Here is a 19,569-nt window from a genome sequence, read left to right as displayed (position 1 = left end):
CTTACGGTCTGCGGGGAACCGCACTCCGCATACAGATCGCATTACCACTGAAATCATCCCGGCGTGCGGCTTTTGCCCAGTCCGACGGTCCTCGCGCCATATCCCGGCGAGGAGCCGATCGGAGGTGTCATGCTGCTGAGAAAGAGGGGGTCGGTCCCACTGTCCCAGCCGTCGAACGGCCGCGGGCCGTTGTCTGCCCCGCCTCGCTGCCCAACCGCCGCAAGCACCACAGAGGTCCCGCCGGAGGTCCCCGTGTCCGCCAGCAGCAACCCCACCGTCCGCCGCAGAAGACTGGGCGCCCAACTGCGCCACCTGCGGGAGCAGCGCGGGATGACCGCCGAGCAGGTGGCCGATGTCCTGATGGTCTCCCAGTCGAAGATCAGCCGACTGGAGAACGGCCGACGCAGCATCAGCCCGCGCGACGTGCGCGACCTGTGCGAGCTCTACGAGGTCACCGACCCGAAGATGCGCAACAGCCTGCTGGAGATGGCCCGGGAGTCCAAGCAGCGCGGCTGGTGGAACGACTTCGGCGACATCCCGTACAGCGTCTACATCGGCCTGGAGGCGGCGGCCTACTCGATCCGCTCCTACGAGTCCTCCTTCGTGCCCGGTCTGCTGCAGACCCGGGAGTACGCCGAGGCCGTGGTGCACGGAACCCAGCCGGACACCGACGCCGACGCGATCCGCCGCCGGGTCGAGGTGCGGCTCAAGCGGCAGGACCGGCTGACCGGCGAGGACCAGCTGTCCAGCTTCTGGTCGGTGATAGACGAGGCGGTGCTGGCCCGGGAGGTCGGCGGCCCCGCGGTGATGGGCCAGCAGCTGCGCCGGCTGCTGGAGACGAGCGAGCAGGCGAACGTGAACATCCAGGTCATCCCGTTCACGAAGGGCGCCCACCCCGGCATGACCGGGACATTCTCCCTGATGGAGTTCCCGGAGTCTGCCGATTCCACGGTTGTCTACTTCGAAGGGGTGACGAGCGACCTCTACCTCGAGAAGGAGGCTGACGTCCGCCGCTATACCGGTCTCTACGACCACCTGCGCGCGGCTGCCTTCGGAGTCGCCGAGTCGAGGTCGCTGATCACCACCTATGCGGAGGTTTACGAGAATGAGCTCCAACACCCTGACCGTTGACCCGACCTGGCGCAAGAGCAGCCACAGCGGCGGGAACGGTGCCTGCGTGGAGGTCGCGGTCCCCGCGTCGGCCACCGTTGCGGTCCGGGATTCCAAGGACCCGTCCGGCCCCCGGCTGCACATCTCGCCCGAGGCCTGGCAGGCGTTCGCGGGGGCCGCGGCGCACGGCGCGTTCGGCACGGTCTGAGGCCCGACCGGTCCGCGGACGGAAACCTTCTGACCCCAGCTCCACTCGACTGACGCTCGGCTGACGGGAGCGCTCACCCCACCGGGTAGCGCTCGCGCCAGACCGGCCCGGCACCCGGGCCGTGCAGCTCCGCCCCGTGGCTCAGCTCCAGCACCAGGTCGTCGGCGAGCTGCAGCACGGTCCCCCGCCCTTCCAACTCGGCCACCCACTCGGCCGGCAGCGCGCTCTCCCCGTGCACCGCGCCCAGCAGGTTGCCGCAGACCGTCCCGGTCGAGTCGCTGTCCCCCGAGTGGTTGACCGCGAGCAGCAGTCCGCTCCGCACGTCCTCGGCCACCAGCGCGCAGTACACCCCGATCGCCAGCGCCTCCTCAGCCACCCAGCCCTCCCCCAGCGCGGCGACCCGCTCGGCCGACGGCTCGCCGGCCCGCACCGCCGCCAGCGCCGCCCGCAGGGCCGCGCTGGTCTCCTCGTGGCCGGGGCGCTCGGCGAGCAGCGCGAGCGCCAGCTCGACGCCTTCCTCCAGGGTCTGGCCGCGCAGCACCGCGTGCACCAGCACGGCCAGCGCCCCGGCGGAGAGGTAGCCGGTCGGGTGGCCGTGGGTCAGCACCGAGCACTCGACGGCGAGTTGGAAGACCAGGCCGGGCTCCCAGCCGAGCAGCAGCCCGAACGGCGCCGCCCGCATCACCGTGCCGCAGCCCTTGGAGTGCGGGTTCTTCGGCGCCTCCAGGGTACCCAGTCGCTCCCCGTCCGGCCCGGACAGCCCGGACAGGCAGGCCGAGCCCGGCGCGCGGCGCGCGTACAGCCACTCCTCGCGCCCGAGCCAGCCGAGGTCGCGCCGCCGCTCGTCCGGTCCCCAGTCGTGCTGGGTGGCCGCCCAGCGCAGGTAGGCATGGTGCACGTCGGTGGGCGGGTGCCAGCCGCCGCCGCTGCCCTGGCGGACGTGGGCCCGGATGATCCCGTCCACCGTGAAGAGGGTCATCTGGGTGTCGTCGGTGACGGCGCCGCGCATCCCGTACGCCGGGACGAAGCCGGTCACCCCGTCCGGACCGTGGTCGACCCGGATCTTGTCGAGCGTGTCGAACTCGATGCCGGCACCGAGCGCGTCGCCGATCGCCCCGCCGAGCAGGCAGCCGCGAACCCGGCTGCGGTAGTCCTGCTGCTGGGCGCGCGACCACAGGGGTATCACCGAAGACGGCCTTTCACTGGACGACAGGACCCGCCCGGAGGCCTCCCCCCGGCGACACCGCACTGTAATTCGTCCCGGTGACGGGTGGCGACGCCTTCCGGGAACATCTGCTCTTCAACAAGGTGTTGCCGATCCGCCATATTGATGTCACGACGTGCCACCCTGGCACGACTAGCCTCCCGGCATGCTGACTTCCCCCCGCCTGGCCGCCGCCGCCACCGCGCTGACCAGCGCGCTCGTGCTCGGCACCGCCGCCCCCGCGCTCGCCGACTCGCACCACAGCCACCACCACCACGTGGTCGGCATCCCGTTCACCGCGGCCACCGCCAGCCAGCAGGCCGACGGCAGCTTCACCCTGACCTGGACCGCCCCCGGCACCCACCGGGTCACCGTCTACGCCGGCCAGGACCAGGACGCCATCCAGCGCCGCAAGCCGGTCGCCCGGGTGGTCGACTCCGCCGCCGGCTCGGCCACCGTGACCGTCGAGGTGCCCGCCGCCGACCGCTGGTACTTCGAGCTGGTCCCGGACCACGGCGACCCGCTGACCATCGCCGACCGCTCGCTGCACCTGGCCTCGGCCCCCAACTTCCGCGACGCGGGCGGCTACCGCACCGCCGACGGCCACTGGGTGCGGATGGGCGTGGTCTACCGCTCCGGCGACCTCAGCAAGCTGTCCGACGCCGACCTCGCCAAGCTCCAGCGCCTGGGCCTCGCGCAGGTCTTCGACCTGCGCACGCCGGGCGAGCAGCAGGCCGCCCCCGACCGCCTGCCGGCCGGTGCGACGGAGACCACCGAGAACGTGCTGGGCGTCGCCGGCACCGGCCAGTTCAACGTGACCACCCCGGCCGCCGCCGTGCAGGCGATGGAGGACGCCGAGCGGACCATGGTGGCCGCGCCGTCCGCCAAGTCCGGCTACCACGCCCTCTTCAGCGCGCTGGTGGAGCGCGACGACCAGAGCGTGCTGTACCACTGCACCGCCGGCAAGGACCGCACCGGCTGGGCCAGCGCCGCGCTGCTCACCGCGCTCGGCGTGCCGAGCGACACCGTGATGGCGGACTACCTGGCCAGCAACGACTACCTGGCCGCCTCGAACGCCGCGACCCTGGCGAAGCTGCCGCCCGCCTACCAGGCGGTGTACAAGCCGCTGCTCGGCGTGCAGCCGGAGTTCCTGAACGCCGGGTTCGACGAGGTCACCAAGGACTTCGGCTCCTTCGACGGCTACCTGAAGAACGGGCTCGGCCTGGACCGGCACGACCTGCGGGATCTGAAGGCGCAGCTGCTGGTGAACTGAGCGCGGCAGCTCGTCGGGGCGGCCGACCTGTGCGGTCGGCCGCCCCGACGGCATGACAGCGTTGCGGCGTTACGGCGTTACGGCGTTACGGCGTCAGCCGGTTCGGCCCGCGGAAGAGGAAGACCGCGTCGCGCAGCGAGCCCAGCCCGAGCAGCACCATCAGCATCCGGCCCAGGCCCATCCCGAAGCCGCCGTGCGGCGGGCAGCCGTAGCGGAAGCAGTTCAGGTAGTCGGTCAGCGGCTCGGTCCGCATGCCCTTCTCCGCCGCCTGCTCGACCAGCACCTCGTAGCGGTGCTCGCGCTGGGCGCCGGTGGTGACCTCCAGGCCCTTCCAGAGCAGGTCGAAGCTGAGCGTCAGGTCGGGCCGACCGGCCGGCCTGGCGTGGTAGAACGGCCGGATCTCGGCCGGGTAGTGGGTGACGAAGACGAACTCGTGGCCCGTCTGCTCCCGCATGTGGGCCGAGAGCGCCCGCTCGCCCTCCGGGTCCAGGTCGACCTTGGTGCCCTCCGGGTCCCAGCCCAGCTTCTCGCGCAGCACCTGGTGCGCCTCGGCCATGGTGATCCGCGGGAACGGCAGGCTCGGCACCGTCACCTCGACCCCGAACTCCTCGCGGATCGCGGCACCGTGGCGCTCGGCGACCCGGCCGAGGGCGTGCGCGATCATCTCCTCCTCGAACCGCTGCACCTCCTCGACGTCGGTGGTCCAGGCGAGTTCGACGTCGACACCGGTGAACTCGGTGGCGTGCCGGGAGGTGAACGAGGGCTCGGCGCGGAAGACCGGGCCGATCTCGAAGACCCGGTCGATCCCGCCGGCGATCGCCATCTGCTTGTAGAACTGCGGCGACTGGGCCAGGTAGGCCTTGCCGCCGAAGTAGCCCAGCTCGAAGACCTCGGCGCCGGACTCCGAGGCGGTGCCCATCAGCTTCGGGGTGTGCAGCTCGGTGCAGCCCGCGCCGTAGGCGTACTCGCGCATCCCCGCCTCGAAGGTGGTCTGCACGGCGAAGAGCAGCTGGGCCGCCGGCCGGCGGCGCAGGTCGAGGAAGCGCCAGTCCAGCCGGGGCTCGGGCCCCGAGTGCTCGTCGATCGGCAGCGGGGCGGTGGCCCGGTTCAGCACCTCGACCGACTCGGGGATCAGCTCCAGGCCGCCGAGCTTGACCACCGGGTTGGCCACCACCCGGCCGGTGATACGGACGGCGGATTCGCTGGTGAGGCCGTCCAGTAGGGCGGTCAGTTCGTCGTCCGCCTTGCGGTGCGTCACCTGGACGATGCCGCTGTGGTCACGGACCAGGACGAACTGCATCGTGCTCTGCAGGCGCAGGGTGTGCACCCAGCCCGCGACGGTGACCGTCCGGTCGGTGTGTTCGCGCAGGTCGGCGACCATGGTGCGCTCGATGGGGTGGATCATCGCAGTCCTCCGGGGACCTCGGCTGATCCCTTGGAAGTGCGGGCGAGAAGGGTGACTCGCGGTGCCACCGCACTTTCGCCACTCCCCGGCTGCTGATCGACCGGGTGATGGCCTCTTGCACTGCTCAGTGCTCAGGAGTGTCTTCACCGTGGGGCACGAGACCGCCTTCACAGCTGCCGGCGGTTCTCTCGGCTCGCGGGGTCCCGCGGCTACTCGTCTCCATCAACGCACTGAGCAGGAGGATAGGCAGCACCGCGGTGGCCCCGCAAGTCCCTTACTCCCCGCCCGCCCCCGAGCTGACGGCTACTCAGAGCACCTCGGCCAGCTCGCGCAGCAGCTTGGCCTTCGCCCGGGCGCCGACCATCACCTTCACCGGTTCGCCGCCCTTGAAGACCATCAGGGTGGGCATCGAGAGCACTCCGTAGGCGGCCTGCGTCACGGGGTTGGTGTCCACGTCCAGCGACACCACCTTGAGCCGGTGCGCCTCCTCGCCGGCCACCGCCGCCAGCACCGGCGCGATCATCCGGCACGGCGGGCACCAGTCGGCGGTGAAGTCCACCAGCACCGGGAGCTCGGATCCGAGCACCTCGGCGGCGAAGCTCCCGTCGGTCACCTCGGCCACTCCGGTCACCTCGGCCGGCCCGCTCGGCGCGGCAACCCCGCTCGGCGCGGCTGCCCCGGCCATCGTGTCAGTCATCTACTCGCCCTCCTGGATCGACGCCATCGACAGTTCGCACCGGGGTTCGGCCCGCGCGCTGGCCACCTCCAGCTCGGCGCGGGCCAGTTGCCCCGCCACCTGGGCGCGCACCGCGCCGAGCCGGGCCAGGCAGTCGTCCAGCTCGGCCAGCTTGCGGCGGTAGACCTCCAGCGAGGCCGGGCAGGCGTCCCCCGCCTGGTGCCCCGCCTGCAGGCACTCGACGAACGGGCGGGTGTCCTCCAGTTCGAAGCCGAAGTCCTGGAGCAGCCGGATCTGCTTGACCAGCCGCAGCTCCTCCTCGCCGTACGCCCGGTAGCCGTTCCCGGTGCGCCGGGCGGTCAGCAGCCCGCGTGACTCGTAGTACCGCAGGGTGCGCGTGGTGGTTCCCGCCCGCTCCGCCAGTTCCCCGATCCGCATCTTCCCGGCCTCCTGTCCGCTCGGTCCCTCGACCGTAGACCTTGACCCTGACGTCAACGCCAGCCGGCTCAGACGGCCTCGAGCCGGGCGAACTCCTCGTCGGTCAGCCGCACGGCGCCGGCCGCCAGGTTCTCGACCAGGTGCTGCGGGTTCCCGGTGCCCGGGATGGCCAGCACGTGCGGCCCCTGCCGCAGCGTCCAGGCCAGCCGCACCTGGGCGACCGAGACTCCGTGCGCCGCCGCGATGTCGAGCACCGCCTGGTCCTCCGGGCCACCGGCGCCCCCTTCGCGCCCCTCCCCCGCGATCGCGAAGAACGGCACGAACGCGACCCCCTGCTCGCCGCAGACCCGCAGCACCTCGCGCTGCTCGGCCGAGGCCCCGATGCCGAAACGGTTCTGCACGCAGACCACCGGCGCGACGGCCCGGGCGGCGGCGAACTGCTCGACGGTGGCGTTGGAGACGCCCAGGTGCCGGATCAGCCCCGCCTCGCGCAGTTCGGCCAGCGCGCCGAACCGCTCGACGAAGGGCTCCACCGCCCGGCCCCGGTTCCGCAGGTTCACCACGTCCAGCTGGTCCCGGCCGAGCTGGCGCAGGTTCTCCTCCACCTGGCCGCGCAGCTGCTCCGGCGCGCCCCACGACCACTCGCCGGCCGGGTCCCGCCAGGGGCCGACCTTGGTGGTGATCACCAGCTCCTGCGGGTACGGCGCGAGCGCGGTGTTGATCAGCTCGTTGGCGGAGCGCAGCGAGGAGAAGTAGAAGGCGGCGGTGTCGATGTGGTTCACCCCGAGCTCCACCGCGCGGCGCAGCACCCCGAGCACCCGCTCGCGGTCGCTCGGGGTGCCGAGGTCGAAGGGGCCGCTGCCGGTGAGGCGCATCGCGCCGAAGCCGAGCCGGTTGACCGTCAGGTCACCGAGCTGCCAGCTGCCCGCCGAGGAGGCGGACACGGGGGCGGGGACGGACGCGGGCACGCCGGCGGGCGCGGTGGTGTTCTGGGGAGTCATGGCGGGGAGTAAATCACAGCATCGCGAAATATCCCAGAGGGTTAACTATCGGGCGAATTAACCATATTGAGAACGAGCGAGAAGTCGTCGGAGTTCCAACGGGGAGGCTTTTCAGGCCCCTTTTCTCCACCGGTGACGGCGAGCGCTAAACGGGCGCGCGGGGCAGCCGGCGCACCGAGCGGGCGGCCAGCGGCGCCAGGGCCGCGAGCGCGTCGACCAGGCCGGCGACGGCGGTCACCCGGGCGCCGCCGAAGGCGTGGGTCAGCGGGCCGACCGAGAGCTGGCCGATCGGGATCGCGAGGTAGCTGAGCAGGTCGCTGTAGGAGGAGACCCGGGAGAGCACGGCGGCCGGCACGTGCTCCTGCAGCGAGGTGTCCCAGCCGATCACGGTGACGGACGAACCGAGGCCGCCGACGAAGGCCGCCGCGACCAGCCAGGGCGCGGCGATCCCGGAGCCGAGCGCCAGCAGTGGCAACGCGCCGAGCGCACACGCCAGTTGGCTGAGCCGCAGCAGGTAGCGGACCGTCACCCGGTACATCAGCACGCTGGTCACCAGCAGCCCGAGGCCGCGGGCGCTCAGTACCAGCCCCCAGATCGCCGCGGAGCCGCGCTGCTGGGTGAGCAGCGGACCCAGGATCTGCCAGGTGCCGGTCTGCACCAGGTTGATCACGAAGAACGCCCAACTTCCCAGCCAGGCCCAGCGGATCCGCCGGAACTCGGTCCAGCCCTCGCGAATGTCGCGGTACAGAACAGCAGTTCGCACCGTGCCCGGGCGGAACGCAGCAGTCCCGGACAGCGGCCCGCCGTCCGCCAGGGCCAGCCGGGCCAGGCAGCCGGCCGCCAGCAGGTAGCTCAGCGCGTCGCAGGCGATCGCCGGGCCACTGCCCACCGCCACCACCAGCACGCCGGACACGCTCGGCCCGAGGATCTTGGTGGCGTTGCGCGTCGACCCCAGCAGCGCGTTCGCCCGCTGCAGCTGGTCCTTGGCGACCAGCTGCGGCACCACCCCGCGCAGCGCCGGCGTGGTGAACGCGGCCAGCACCCCGTTGAGCAGCTCCAGCCCCGCCACCGCAAGCAGCGCGTAGTGCCCGGTGAGCAGCAGCACCGCGACCGCACCCTGGGTGAGGGCCGAACCGAGGTTGGCGGCCAGCAGCACCGTGCGGCGCGGAAGCCGGTCGGCGGTGGCCCCGCCGACCAGCAGGAACGCCAGCATCGGCACCATGCGGGCGGCCAGCACCAGGCCGAGATCCCCGCTGCGCCCGGAGGCGTCCAGCACCGCGAAGGCCAGTGCGACGGGAGCCATCGAGCTGCCGAGCAGCGAGACCAACTGCCCGCCGAAGAACCAGCGGAAGCCCGGATTGCGAAGTGGGGAGGAGTACACCGGTCCGAGTGTCGGGGGACGGCCGCACGGCCACTATCGTTTCGGGTGGAGGCGAAAGATGACGCTGCTGCGATTGAGCCCGCTGGCCCTGTCCCACTCCCGGTTCGCACTCTCGCCGCTCGCCGAGACGCTCGGCACGGTGATCACCCTGACCCGGCCGAACCCGGAACCCTGGTTCGCCGACTGGCACACCCGCGAGCGCCCCGCGTTCACCGCCCGCCTGGACGCCGACCCCTTCGCCCGGGGCCTGCTCCGGCTGGTCTCCTCCACCAAGTGGCTGCCGGACTTCCTCGCCATCCCGCCGACCGGCGGCATGCGCACCCGGATCGAGGGTGAACTGCCCGCCGTCGCAGGCGTGTCGGATACCGACGCGCGCGCGCAGCTGGAGCGGTCGGTGGCCCACAGCTGGCAGCGGCACGACCTGGACTGGCTCACCGGCCACGGCTGGGCACCCCGCGCCGCCGAACTGCTGCACTCCTGCTGGCGCACCCTCGTCGCCCCCGACTGGCCCCGCCGCCGGGCCCTGCTGGAACGCGACGTCACCTACCGGGCCGGCCTGCTGGCCGCCTACGGCTGGCCGCGCGCGCTGGAGCGGATGAGCCGCCGCAGCGCCTGGGTCGGCGCCGACGCGATCCGCTTCAGCCGGCAACCGGGCCCGGACCACGTGATCAGCGACGAGGGCATGCTCTTCGTCCCTGTGAGCATCGCCGGCGGCACCTGGCTCTGCCGCTCACCCACCGGCCGATACGCCCAGGTCTACCCGGCCCGCGGCATCGCCACGGCCGCTGCCGCCGCCAGGCCGCCGCACGCCCTGGACCGCCTGATCGGCGCCGGACGCGCCGCCATCCTGCGGGAGTTGGCGCACCCCGCCACCACCAGCGAACTCGCCGCCCAACTCGGCCAGTCCCTGGGCACCATCGGCGGCCACCTGGCCGTCCTGCGCGAGGCCGACCTGGTGACGGGCACCCGGGTGGGCCGCCGGGTGGTCTACCGGCGCACAGCCACCGGCGAGTTGCTGGCGACGGGGCGGAACTGAGCGAGCGCGCCGTGGTCGCCGAACGTCCTCGACCTCACGTTCTGCCCACCGGATCCCGTGCCGCCCGACCAGCCTCGTCCATCGGCCACTGGCGCGAACTACCCCGGGCGTTAGAGTGAGTTGGCGCCGGACTCCGGCGCGTCCGGGCCGCGTGCCGCCATCCTCAGAACAGGTGATGGACAGTGTCAGTCGAACTCTCCGAGGGTCTGAAGAAGTACCTCGACAACCAGCACGCCTTCGCGACCGTGGCGACGATCCAGCCGGACGGCCGCCCCCACCTCTCGATCACCTGGGTCCTGCGCGACGGTGACGACCTGCTGATCTCCACCACGGTGGGCCGCCGCAAGGAGCAGAACCTGCGGCGCGACTCGCGGATCACCATCATGATCAACCCGCCCGAGGAGCCGTACAGCTACGCCGAGATCCGCGGCACCGCCACCCTCACTGCCGAGGGCGCCGACGAGTTGATCCACACCATCGCCCGGAAGTACACCGGGGCGGACTACCCGGACGCCGACGGCGAGCGCGTCATCATCCGGGTCAGCGCCGACAGGATCGTCGGTTCGCTGTAGCAGCACGGGTTTCCAGCAGTGCCACGCGGGGCCGGGACGGGGCCGACAGGCCCGCGCCGCCGGCCCCGCCGCACGTCAAGGCTTCGAGCACCGGCCCTGCCTGACGCCGGGTCAGTCCACCACCGGCAGCAGCACCGGCAGGTGCCCGTCCGAGGCCAGCGCCACCGCCCGGCGCTCCTCGCCCACCTCGCCGTACAGCGTGGTGCGCTGGCGCGAGGGCCGCCCGGCCGCCTCGGCGATGGCCTCCAGGTCACGGATGGACTTGTAACTGCCGTACGCCGAGCCGGCCATCCGGGAGATGGTCTCCTCCATCAGCGTGCCGCCCAGGTCGTTGGCGCCGCTACGGAGCATCTCGGCCGCACCCTCGGCGCCGAGCTTGACCCAGCTGGTCTGGATGTTGGGGATGTGCGGGTGCAGCAGCAGGCGGGCCATCGCCACCACCGCGCGGTTGTCCCGGTGCGTGGGACCCGGACGGGCGATGCCGGCCAGGTAGACCGGCGCGTTGGTGTGGATGAACGGCAGGGTGACGAACTCGGTGAAACCCCCGGTCCGTTGCTGGATCTCGGCGAGCAACCGCAGGTGGCCGAGCCAGTGGGCGGGCGTGTCGACGTGGCCGTACATCATCGTGGAGGACGAGCGGATGCCCAACTCGTGCGCGGTGGTGACCACTTCGACCCAGGTGGCGGCCGGCAGCTTGCCCTTGGTGAGGACCCAGCGGACCTCGTCGTCCAGGATTTCGGCGGCGGTGCCGGGGATGGTGTCCAGGCCCGCCTCGCGCGCGGCGGTCAGCCAGTCGCGGATCGAAAGGCCGGTGCGGGTGGCCCCGTTGACCACCTCCATCGGCGAGAAGGCGTGCACGTGGATCCCGGGCACCCGCTCCTTGACCGCGCGGGCGATGTCGAAGTAGGCGGTGCCCGGCAGGTCGGGGTGGATGCCGCCCTGCATGCAGACCTCGGTGGCGCCGACCTCCCAGGCCTGCGCGGCGCGGTCGGCGACCTGGTCGAGCGAGAGGCTGTAGGCGTCGGCGTCGGTTCGGCGCTGGGCGAACGCGCAGAACCGGCAGCCGGTGTAGCAGACGTTGGTGAAGTTGATGTTCCGGGTGACGCAGTAGGTGACGGTGTCGCCGACCACCGAGCGGCGCAGGTCGTCGGCGATCCGGCAGAGCGCGTCGAGCGCGGGGCCCTCGGCCTGGAAGAGGGTCAGCGCCTGATCGTCCGTCAGCTTCGTCGGGTCGTCGGCGGCGACGGCCAGCGCGGCGCGCACGTCCCCGGGCAGCCGGGCGGCGGGCAGCGCCGCGACCTGCTCGCGCAGCGCGCCCCAGTCCCCGTACACGTCGTCGAAGTCACCGCGCCGGTCACCGGTGCGGCCCTCGGCGTCGATGGCCGTGTGCAGGTCGGTGCGGCCGGTGGGGCCCAGGTCCTCCGGCTCCTGCCAGGGGCGGCCCAGCACCGGCGCGTCCTCGCGGGCCAGCCCGGTCTCCGGCTCCAGCAGGCCCTCCACGTGCGGCCGGATCCGGGGGTCCAGCCAGGGCTCGCCGCGCCGCAGGAACTCCGGGTAGACCGTCAGCCGCTCGCGCAGCCGGTAGCCCTGCTCGGCGGTGCGGGTGGCGAGTTCGGCGATCTGCGGCCAGGGCGCCTCGGGGTTCACGTGGTCGGGGGTGAGCGGTGAGACGCCGCCCCAGTCGTCGATGCCCGCGCCGATGATCAGCTGGTACTGACCGTCGACCAGGTTCGGCGGCGCCTGCAGCCGCATGCTCGGGCCCAGCACCACCCGGGCGACCGCGATGCAGGCGGCGAGCTCCTGCAGCTCCGCGTCCGGCATGCCGCGCATCGCGGTGTCCGGCTTGGCGCGGAAGTTCTGGATGATCACCTCCTGGATGCCCTGGTACTGGCGGGAGACGCGCCGGATCGCGAAGAGCGAGTCGGCCCGCTCCTCGTAGGTCTCGCCGATGCCGATCAGCAGGCCGGTGGTGAACGGGACGGCGCTGCGCCCGGCGTCCTCCAGGGCGCGCAGCCGCACGGCGGGCTCCTTGTCGGGCGAGCCGTAGTGCGGGCCGTCCGGCTCGGACCACAGGCGGGTCGCGGTGGTCTCCAGCATCATGCCCATGCTGCCGGAGACCGGCTTCAGCCGCTGGAGGTCGGTCCAGCTGCAGACGCCCGGGTTGAGGTGCGGCAGCAGGCCGGTCTCCTCCAGCACCCGGATCGAGATCGCCCGGACGTAGGAGATGGTGTCGTCGTAGCCGTGCGCGTCCAGCCACTCGCGGGCCTCGGGCCAGCGGTCCTCGGGGCGGTCCCCGAGCGTGAACAGCGCCTCCTTGCAGCCCATCGCGGCACCCTGGCGGCAGATCTCCAGCACCTCGTCGGGCGACAGGAACATCCCCTGCCCGGCGCGGCGCAGCTTGCCGGGGACGGTGACGAAGGTGCAGTAGCGGCAGCGGTCCCGGCAGAGCCTGGTGAGCGGGACGAAGACCTTCCGGGAGTAGGTGATGATCCCCGGGCGGCCGACCGCCGCCAGGCCCTGGTCACGCAACCGGGCGGCCGTGGCGCACAGGTCGGCCAGGTCCTCGTCGCGGGCCTGGAGCAGCACCGCGGCTTCGGCGCTGTCCAGCGCGACCCCGTCGCGGGCCCGGCGCAGCGCACGGCGCATCGCGGTCGCGGTCGGCTTCGACGTCGCCGGCGGCCGCGTCACGGGCTGCTGCGTCACAGCCGGCGTTGCGTTCGGCGCTGAGGGTGGCGTGGCGTCCATGGCCCGACCCTACGCCAGCAGGAGGACCCGGTGTCCCGGACAACCCTGATAAGGCCTCAGGGTCGGTTGCACCATGGGATGTAGCGGGGAATGGCCCCGGGGAGCGATGTGCCGCGCGCTTCGCCGGTCTCTAATGGATGACGAGACGGCAGGCACAACCCGGAGCGCTGAGAAGGGGCTGACAGATGACGACCAAGTACGCGGGTTTCGACGAGCAGGAGCCGGCAGGCGGCGACCAACCGATCGGCGAGCCGTACCGGGCCCGGCGCCGCACGGTGGCCCGGGTGCTGGTGCCGGTGGCGATCGCGGCCGTCGCGGCGGCGGGGGTGGCCGTGGTGCCGGCCCTGGCCAGCCCGGGCGCGCCGGCGCTGCCGCAGGTGACGGCCCAGCAGTTGGTCGCCAAGGTGCTCGCCGACCGGACCACCGCGCTGAGCGGCACCGTGCAGGTCTCCACCGACCTCGGCGTTCCGAGCCAGCTGCTCGACCTCGCGGGCCAGGGCGCGGTGGCCGGGGCGGCCCAGGCCGCCGGGGCTGCCGGGGCTGCGGGCGGCCGGGCCCAGCAGGGCGACGGCGGGGCCGCGAGCGCCGATCCGCAGGCCAAGCTGGCCACGCTGCTGGCCGGCGACCACACGCTGCGCGTCGCGGCCGACGGACCGGACAAGCAGCGGGTGGCGCTGATCGAGCCGCTGGCCGAGTACGACCTGATCCGCGACGGCGGCCAGGCCTGGGCCTGGGACAGCGCGAGCGACCAGGCCGTGCACCTGACCGGCGCCGCGGCCGGCGCCGTGCGGGAGCAGCCGAAGAGCCCGCTGAGCGGCGTGCCGACCACCCCGCAGCAGGCCGCCCAGCAGTTCCTGGCCGACAGCGCGGGCACCTCGCAGGTCAGCGTGGCCGGCACCGTCTCGGTGGCCGGGCGGGACGCCTACCAGCTGAGCGTCAAGCCGACGCAGTCCGGCTCGACGATCGGCGAGGTGCGGATCTCGGTGGACGCCGCCACCGGCACCCCGCTCGCGGTGGTGGCCACATCGACCTCCGGCGGCACCGTGCTGGACGTGCACTTCAGCGACGTCTCCTTCACCGCACCGAGCGCGAGCACCTTCGACTTCACCCCGCCGAAGGGCGCGCGGGTGGTCGAGCAGCAGGCGCACCCGCAGTCGGGCCACGCGCCCTCGCAGCACCCGCGCCCGTCGGCGGCACAGGCCGACCCGAAGGTGTCCGGCACCGGGTGGACCAGCGTGCTCTCCTTCACCCTGCCCACCTCCGGCGCCGGGTCGATCGGCGGCCCGGCCGCGACCGGTGGCCACCGCGCGCGGTCGCTGCCCGACAGCACCGAGCTGATCAAGTCGCTCGGCAAGCCGGTGGCCGGCGGCACGCTGATCAGCACCAAGGTGGTCAACGTGCTGATCACCGACGACAACCACGTCTACGCCGGCGCGGTCACCCTGCCCGTGCTGCAGGCAGCGGCGGGAGTGAAGTAGCGATGACCCAGTCTCCGGCCGTGGACACGGCGGAGACCACCGAGGGGGGCCGGACCGCAGCCGCGGACCCGGCCCTCGTCGGCGGTCGACCGGTGATCAGGACCCAGGGCCTGACCAAGCGCTTCCCCGGCGGCCAACTGGCCGTGGACGGACTGGACCTCACGGTGCCGCGCGGCAGCGTCTTCGGGTTCCTCGGCCCGAACGGCTCCGGCAAGACGACCACCATCCGGATGCTGATGGGCCTGATCGCCCCGACCTCCGGCGTGGCCACCGTGCTCGGCGCCCAGATGCCGCAGTCGGTGGGCAGCGTGCTGCCCCGGGTCGGCGCGCTGATCGAGGGGCCGGCGCTCTACGGGTTCCTCTCCGGCCGGGACAACCTGATCCGCTACGACTCGGCGGACCCCACCTGCGACCCGCGCACCCGCGAGCAGCGGGTGGCCCGAGCGCTGGAGCGGGTCGGGCTGGCCGCCGCGGCCGGCAAGAAGGCGCGCGCCTACTCGCTGGGCATGAAGCAGCGCCTCGGGCTGGCCGCCGCGCTGCTGCAGCCGCGCGAGCTGCTGGTGCTGGACGAGCCGACCAACGGCCTGGACCCGCAGGGCATGCGGGAGATCCGGGCACTGGTGCGCGAGGTCGCGGCGGAGGGCACCACCGTCTTCCTCTCCTCCCACCTGCTGGACGAGATCGAGCAGGTCTGCACGCACGCCGCCGTGATGTCCAAGGGCCGGCTGGTGGTGCAGGGCACGGTGGCCGAGCTGGCCGCGCGGGCCCAGGGCCGGCTGGTGGTCCGCACGGCGGACACCGAGGCGGCGCTGGCCGTGCTGGCCGAGCACCGGGTGACTGGCCTGCGGGTCGGCGAGGGCCAGGTGGACGGCGAGTGGGGCGCGTTGGACGAGCAGGCGCTGCCCCGGCTGTGCGCGGCGCTGGTCGGGGCCGGGGTGCGGGTGCGCGGCTTCGGGGTCGAACGGGGCACGCTGGAGGACGCCTTCGTGGCGCTGACCGGGGAGGGATTCGATGTCGCGGGTTGAGCCGGCACCGGTCGTGGCGGCGCCGGGGGCGGTGGCCGGGCCGAGGGCGCAGACGGTGCCGGGCTTCCTGGCCCTGTTCCGCAGTGAGTTGACGCTGACCTTCCGCCGGGCGCGCACGCTGGCGCTGCTGGGTGTGCTGGCCGTGGTGCCGATCCTGATCGGCGTGGTGGTGAAGATCGAGACCGGCAATCTGCACGGCGGCGACGGCGGCCCGGCGTTCATCGCCCAGGTCACCCAGAACGGCGTCTTCCTGACCTTCACCGCGCTGGCCACGTCACTGCCGATCTTCCTGCCGATGACGGTGGGCGTGGTGGCGGGCGACTCGGTGGCCGGCGAGGCCGCCACCGGCACGCTGCGCTACCTGCTGGTCGCACCGGCCGGCCGGAGCAGGCTGCTGGCGGCCAAGTTCACGGCGGCCATGGCGTTCTGCCTGGCCGCCACGCTGGCGGTCGCGCTCTCCGGGCTGCTGATCGGCTCGATCCTGTTCCCGGTCGGCGATGTCACGCTGCTCTCCGGGGACACCATCGGCCTGGGCGCGGCGCTGCTGCGGGTGGTGCTGATCTCGGGTGTGGTGGCGCTGTCGCTGGCCGGGCTGGCGGCGGTCGGGCTCTTCATCTCCACCCTGACCGGCAGCGGGATCGCGGCGATGGCGAGCACGGTCGGTCTGGTGATCATCGTCCAGGTGCTGGACAGCTTCCCGCAGTTGCACGCGATCCAGCCGTGGCTGCTCACCCACTACTGGCTCTCCTTCGGCGACCTGCTGCGGCAGCCGATGTACTGGCACGCGGTCGGGCAGGACCTCGGCCTGCAGGCGCTCTACGTGGCGGTCTTCGGCTCGGCGGCCTGGGCCCGGTTCAGCAGCCGCGACATCACCGCCTGAGGCCGAGTGGGCCGATGACGCCGGCTCAGCGGGTGGCGCTGGGCGCGGGGGCCGGGGCGACCGCTCCGGCCCCCACCGGCGCCGCCCGGTCCGCGCGCACCCGGCGCAGCGCGTCCCAGCTGAGCACCGCCAGCGCCGCCCAGACCAGCGCGAAGCCGGCCCAGCGCTCGGGCGGCATCGTCTCGTGGAAGTACAGGACGCCGCAGAGGAACTGGAAGACCGGCGCCAGGTACTGCAGCAGGCCCATGGTGGAGAGCGGGATCCGGATCGCGGCGGCACCGAACATGAGCAGCGGCACGGCGGTGATCGGGCCGGTCAGCATCAGCAGCGTCAGGTGGCCCGCGCCGTGGCCGAAGACGGCGTGGCCGGTGGCCGAGCGGTAGGCCAGGAACGCGACGGCGAACGGGAAGATGAACGCGGTCTCCAGCGCGAAGCTCTCCAGCCCGCCGAGCGCGATCTTCTTCTTCAGCAGCCCGTAGACGGCGAAGCTGAGCGCCAGGGTGAGCGCGATCCACGGCAGCCGCCCGTAGCCGGCGGTCAGCACCAGCACCGAGAGCGCGCCGACCCCGACCGCCACCCACTGCGCCAGGCGCAGCCGCTCCCGCAGCAGCAGGACGCCGAAGCCGATGGTGACCAGCGGGTTGATGAAGTAGCCGAGGCTGCTCTCCACCACGTGCCCGGAGTTCACGGCCCAGATGTAGACGCCCCAGTTGACCGAGATCGCGGCGGCCGCGAGCGCCGACAGGGCCAGCCGGCGCGGCTGGCGCAGCAGCGGACGCAGCCAGCCCCACTCCCGGCGCACGGTGAGGACGGCGACCACCACGATCAGCGACCAGGCCATCCGGTTGGCCAGGATGTCACCGGAGGCGGTGGGCTCCAGCAGCGGCCAGTAGAGCGGGAAGAGTCCCCAGATCCCGTAGGCGGCGGCGCCCAGCCAGACGCCCCGGCCGGCCTCGGGGTGGAGTGTCGGCTGCTCGGATGCCATGGCAGGCTCCTCCTCCGCTCGGCGCGCGTGTGTCGTGGCGACCGTAGCGGGCGAGGGCCGGAGTTGTCATCTCCGTTCTCGGAGTTTGGTCATGACACGGGCCGGGCGTCGACGGGGCGCAGGCTCAGGCGCCAGGAGTCGGTCGGCTCCTCGGTCTTGATCACGAACAGACCCGGGCGCGGCAGGACGAGCACCTCGGTGCCCGCGCGCCGGCCGAGCACCGCGCGGGGCGTCGCGGCGAACCCCTTCGGCAGCGGGCAGGCGCAGTCGTCCCCGGCCCAGCAGCCGCAGACGAACTGGGCGCTCCAGGAGGCCGACCGCACGTGCACCTCGACCTCCGCGACCGCGACCGGACGCACGGCGGTGATCAGACCGCCCTTGCCGGCCCGGTCGCCGGCCAGCGCGTCCAGCTCGTCCAGCTCCGAAGGGCCGAGCAGCCGCACGAACCACTCGGTGACACCGTCACCCGCGCGCAGCTCGACATGGGTCATGCCCCGGGTCAGCAGGGCACGCGCCCGGACCGGCGCCCGGCTGTGCGAGGAGGCCCAGAGGAACCGGTTGTGGCGCTCGTCCCGGGTCATCGGGTAGCCCGTCAGATGGTCCTCGGCCATCCCGATCGCCTCCACCACGGCGACCGCGCCGGGCTCGGGCCAGTCGATCGGGATCCGCTCCTCGCGCTTCCCGGTGAACAGGCCGGAGTACTCGAAGCGCTCGCCGGGCACCGCCTTGGGAACCCGGTCGAGCGAGTCCTGCGGAGCCGCGCCGGTCCGCTTCGGCCTGGCCTTGCGCACGGGCGCCGGCTCCGGTGCGGGCTCGGGCTTCGGCTCGGGCTGTGGCTCGGGCTTCGGCTCGGGCACCGGCTCGGGCACCGCATCCACCGGTGCCGCCCGCAGCTCGTTCGCCGCGCGGCGGCCCAGCACCTGCACCAGCTCGGTGTGCAGCACCGCGAGTTGCTGCGGCCGCCCCGGCACCGGGGCCTTGGTGAGGCTGAGCGCGCCCGGCGAGCCCGCTCCCTGGATCGCCTTGATCTCGGCCAGCGCCGCCGCCGCCTCGGCCGCCGACCGCTTGGCGGCCCGCGCCGCCCTGGTGCCCTGCACGGCGATCCCGATCACCGCACAGCCCAGCAGGAATTCGACCACGTCCACCACTGCTCCCCCCGGAACCCACCCGTCCGCTCGCGTCGAGGCTACGCGCCCTGCGACGGCACCCGCTCCCAGGGGGCCGGTGTCCGCAGGCCGGCCAGCTTCCCGGGGTTGACCTGCGCCCGCAGCGCCTGCACCCGGCCGTCGAGCAGCTCGAGGCTGAGCGTGCCCAGGGTGGCTCCGTCCCGGTGGAAGTGCAGTGCCTGCTCGCCGTTGAGCCAGACCCGCTCGATCGCCGCTCCCGCCATCTCCGGCTTGGCCAGCACCCCGAGCAGCCAGCGCGCCACGTGGTCCGGCCCGTGCACCGGGCGCCGCGCGGCGCGCACCACGCCGCCGCCGTCCGACCAGGCGGTCACCTCGGGCGCCAGCAGCTCCATCACCCGCGCCGCGTCGCCGCTCGCGCAGGCGGCCAGGAAGCGCTCGGTGACCTGGCGGCGCTCGCCCGGGTCGGTGTCGAAGCGCGGGCGCCGGGCCGCCACGTGCTCCTTGGCCCGGTGCGCGGTCTGCCGCACGGCCGCCTCGGACTTGTCCAGCGCCTGGGCGATCTCGGCGTTGGAGTATCCGAAGACCTCGCGCAGCACGAAGACCGCGCGCTCCAGCGGGCTGAGCGTCTCCAGCACCACCAGCATGGCCAGCGAGACCGACTCCGCGCGTTCGGCCTGCTCGGCGGCGTCCGGCTCGGTCAGCAGCGGCTCGGGCAGCCACGGGCCGACGTAGGCCTCGCGCCTGGCCTGGGCGGAGGTGAGCTTGCTGAGCGCCAGGTTGGTGACCGTCCGCACCAGGTACGCCTTCGGATGGGCGACCGTGTCCCGGTCCACCCCGGCCCACTTGAGCCAGGCGTCCTGCAGGATGTCCTCGGCGTCGGCCACACTGCCCAACAGCCGGTAGGCGGTGGCGAAGAGCAACCGCCGGTGCTCGATGAAGGAGTCGTCAACGTAGGCGTCGATCATGCTGCCAGGCTGCCAGCGGCCCTGCCCCCGGGCAAGCACCCGGGGGCAGGTGGTGACGGT

At 73.1% G+C, this 19,569-nt stretch carries 18 protein-coding genes; 8 read left to right on the top strand and 10 right to left on the bottom strand.

Annotation, left to right across the window (positions count from 1 at the left end; genetic code table 11):
• Window positions 1–252 precede the first annotated feature (252 nt).
• Window positions 253–1,131: a helix-turn-helix domain-containing protein gene (locus OG403_RS21585; protein WP_329566843.1), complete on the top strand. Its 879-nt coding sequence runs from the start codon at window positions 253–255 to the stop codon at window positions 1,129–1,131.
• Window positions 1,106–1,318 (top strand): DUF397 domain-containing protein, encoded by a 213-nt coding sequence (locus OG403_RS21580; RefSeq protein ID WP_329566841.1) that lies wholly within the window; start codon window positions 1,106–1,108, stop codon window positions 1,316–1,318. Before OG403_RS21585 ends, OG403_RS21580 begins: the two co-directional genes overlap by 26 nt.
• Window positions 1,319–1,391: 73 nt before the next feature.
• Here the strand turns inward: OG403_RS21580 and OG403_RS21575 are convergent, their stop codons facing one another.
• Complete coding sequence (locus tag OG403_RS21575) at window positions 1,392–2,504, bottom strand: ADP-ribosylglycohydrolase family protein (protein ID WP_329566839.1); 1,113 nt, start codon at window positions 2,502–2,504, stop codon at window positions 1,392–1,394.
• Between the two features lie 184 nt (window positions 2,505–2,688).
• Here OG403_RS21575 and OG403_RS21570 point away from each other — a divergent pair, with 184 nt between their 5' ends.
• Entirely contained in the window at window positions 2,689–3,795 is a 1,107-nt protein-coding gene (locus OG403_RS21570; protein WP_329566837.1) for a tyrosine-protein phosphatase, read from the top strand.
• An 85-nt stretch (window positions 3,796–3,880) separates the two neighbouring features.
• Here the strand turns inward: OG403_RS21570 and aspS are convergent, their stop codons facing one another.
• From aspS to OG403_RS21545, 5 genes are all read right to left on the bottom strand, one after another.
• On the bottom strand, window positions 3,881–5,200 hold the full coding sequence (aspS, locus tag OG403_RS21565; RefSeq protein WP_329566835.1) for an aspartate--tRNA(Asn) ligase: 1,320 nt from the start codon (window positions 5,198–5,200) through the stop codon (window positions 3,881–3,883).
• Between the two features lie 307 nt (window positions 5,201–5,507).
• Window positions 5,508–5,885 (bottom strand): thioredoxin, encoded by a 378-nt coding sequence (trxA, locus tag OG403_RS21560; protein WP_329572431.1) that lies wholly within the window; start codon window positions 5,883–5,885, stop codon window positions 5,508–5,510.
• 12 nt (window positions 5,886–5,897) lie between these two features.
• Window positions 5,898–6,314: a MerR family transcriptional regulator gene (locus OG403_RS21555; RefSeq protein ID WP_329566833.1), complete on the bottom strand. Its 417-nt coding sequence runs from the start codon at window positions 6,312–6,314 to the stop codon at window positions 5,898–5,900.
• 68 nt (window positions 6,315–6,382) lie between these two features.
• On the bottom strand, window positions 6,383–7,315 hold the full coding sequence (locus tag OG403_RS21550) for an aldo/keto reductase (RefSeq protein ID WP_329566831.1): 933 nt from the start codon (window positions 7,313–7,315) through the stop codon (window positions 6,383–6,385).
• Window positions 7,316–7,460: 145 nt separating this feature from the next.
• Window positions 7,461–8,696, bottom strand: coding sequence for an MFS transporter (locus OG403_RS21545; protein ID WP_329566829.1), 1,236 nt, complete (start codon window positions 8,694–8,696; stop codon window positions 7,461–7,463).
• Between the two features lie 58 nt (window positions 8,697–8,754).
• Between OG403_RS21545 and OG403_RS21540 the strand changes: the two genes are divergently transcribed.
• A complete protein-coding gene (locus OG403_RS21540) occupies window positions 8,755–9,732 on the top strand; it encodes an ArsR/SmtB family transcription factor (RefSeq protein ID WP_329566827.1) in 978 nt (325 codons plus the stop codon).
• A 182-nt stretch (window positions 9,733–9,914) separates the two neighbouring features.
• Complete coding sequence (locus tag OG403_RS21535; protein WP_329566825.1) at window positions 9,915–10,304, top strand: PPOX class F420-dependent oxidoreductase; 390 nt, start codon at window positions 9,915–9,917, stop codon at window positions 10,302–10,304.
• Between the two features lie 111 nt (window positions 10,305–10,415).
• Here OG403_RS21535 and OG403_RS21530 read toward each other — a convergent pair whose 3' ends face one another.
• Window positions 10,416–13,049 (bottom strand): bifunctional FO biosynthesis protein CofGH, encoded by a 2,634-nt coding sequence (locus OG403_RS21530; protein WP_329566823.1) that lies wholly within the window; start codon window positions 13,047–13,049, stop codon window positions 10,416–10,418.
• Between the two features lie 185 nt (window positions 13,050–13,234).
• Between OG403_RS21530 and OG403_RS21525 the strand changes: the two genes are divergently transcribed.
• The 3 genes from OG403_RS21525 to OG403_RS21515 are packed head-to-tail and all read left to right on the top strand — an operon-like array spanning window position 13,235 to window position 16,432.
• Window positions 13,235–14,527 carry a LolA family protein gene (locus OG403_RS21525; RefSeq protein WP_329566821.1) on the top strand — a complete coding sequence of 431 codons (1,293 nt, stop codon included), beginning with the start codon at window positions 13,235–13,237 and terminating at the stop codon, window positions 14,525–14,527.
• Between the two features lie 2 nt (window positions 14,528–14,529).
• Complete coding sequence (locus OG403_RS21520; RefSeq protein WP_329566819.1) at window positions 14,530–15,552, top strand: ABC transporter ATP-binding protein; 1,023 nt, start codon at window positions 14,530–14,532, stop codon at window positions 15,550–15,552.
• Window positions 15,539–16,432: an ABC transporter permease gene (locus OG403_RS21515; RefSeq protein ID WP_329566817.1), complete on the top strand. Its 894-nt coding sequence runs from the start codon at window positions 15,539–15,541 to the stop codon at window positions 16,430–16,432. The genes OG403_RS21520 and OG403_RS21515 overlap by 14 nt, the downstream gene beginning before the upstream one ends.
• Before the next feature lie 25 nt (window positions 16,433–16,457).
• Here OG403_RS21515 and rarD read toward each other — a convergent pair whose 3' ends face one another.
• The 3 genes from rarD to OG403_RS21500 form a co-directional block, all read right to left on the bottom strand.
• Window positions 16,458–17,417 carry an EamA family transporter RarD gene (rarD, locus tag OG403_RS21510; RefSeq protein WP_329566814.1) on the bottom strand — a complete coding sequence of 320 codons (960 nt, stop codon included), beginning with the start codon at window positions 17,415–17,417 and terminating at the stop codon, window positions 16,458–16,460.
• Between the two features lie 89 nt (window positions 17,418–17,506).
• Complete coding sequence (locus OG403_RS21505) at window positions 17,507–18,562, bottom strand: hypothetical protein (protein WP_329566812.1); 1,056 nt, start codon at window positions 18,560–18,562, stop codon at window positions 17,507–17,509.
• Between the two features lie 41 nt (window positions 18,563–18,603).
• Window positions 18,604–19,509 (bottom strand): RNA polymerase sigma-70 factor, encoded by a 906-nt coding sequence (locus OG403_RS21500; RefSeq protein ID WP_329566810.1) that lies wholly within the window; start codon window positions 19,507–19,509, stop codon window positions 18,604–18,606.
• Window positions 19,510–19,569 lie beyond the last annotated feature (60 nt).

The organism is Kitasatospora sp. NBC_01266 (assembly GCF_036242395.1).
Lineage (GTDB): Bacteria > Actinomycetota > Actinomycetes > Streptomycetales > Streptomycetaceae > Kitasatospora.
This window is presented reverse-complemented; position numbering and strand designations above follow the sequence as displayed.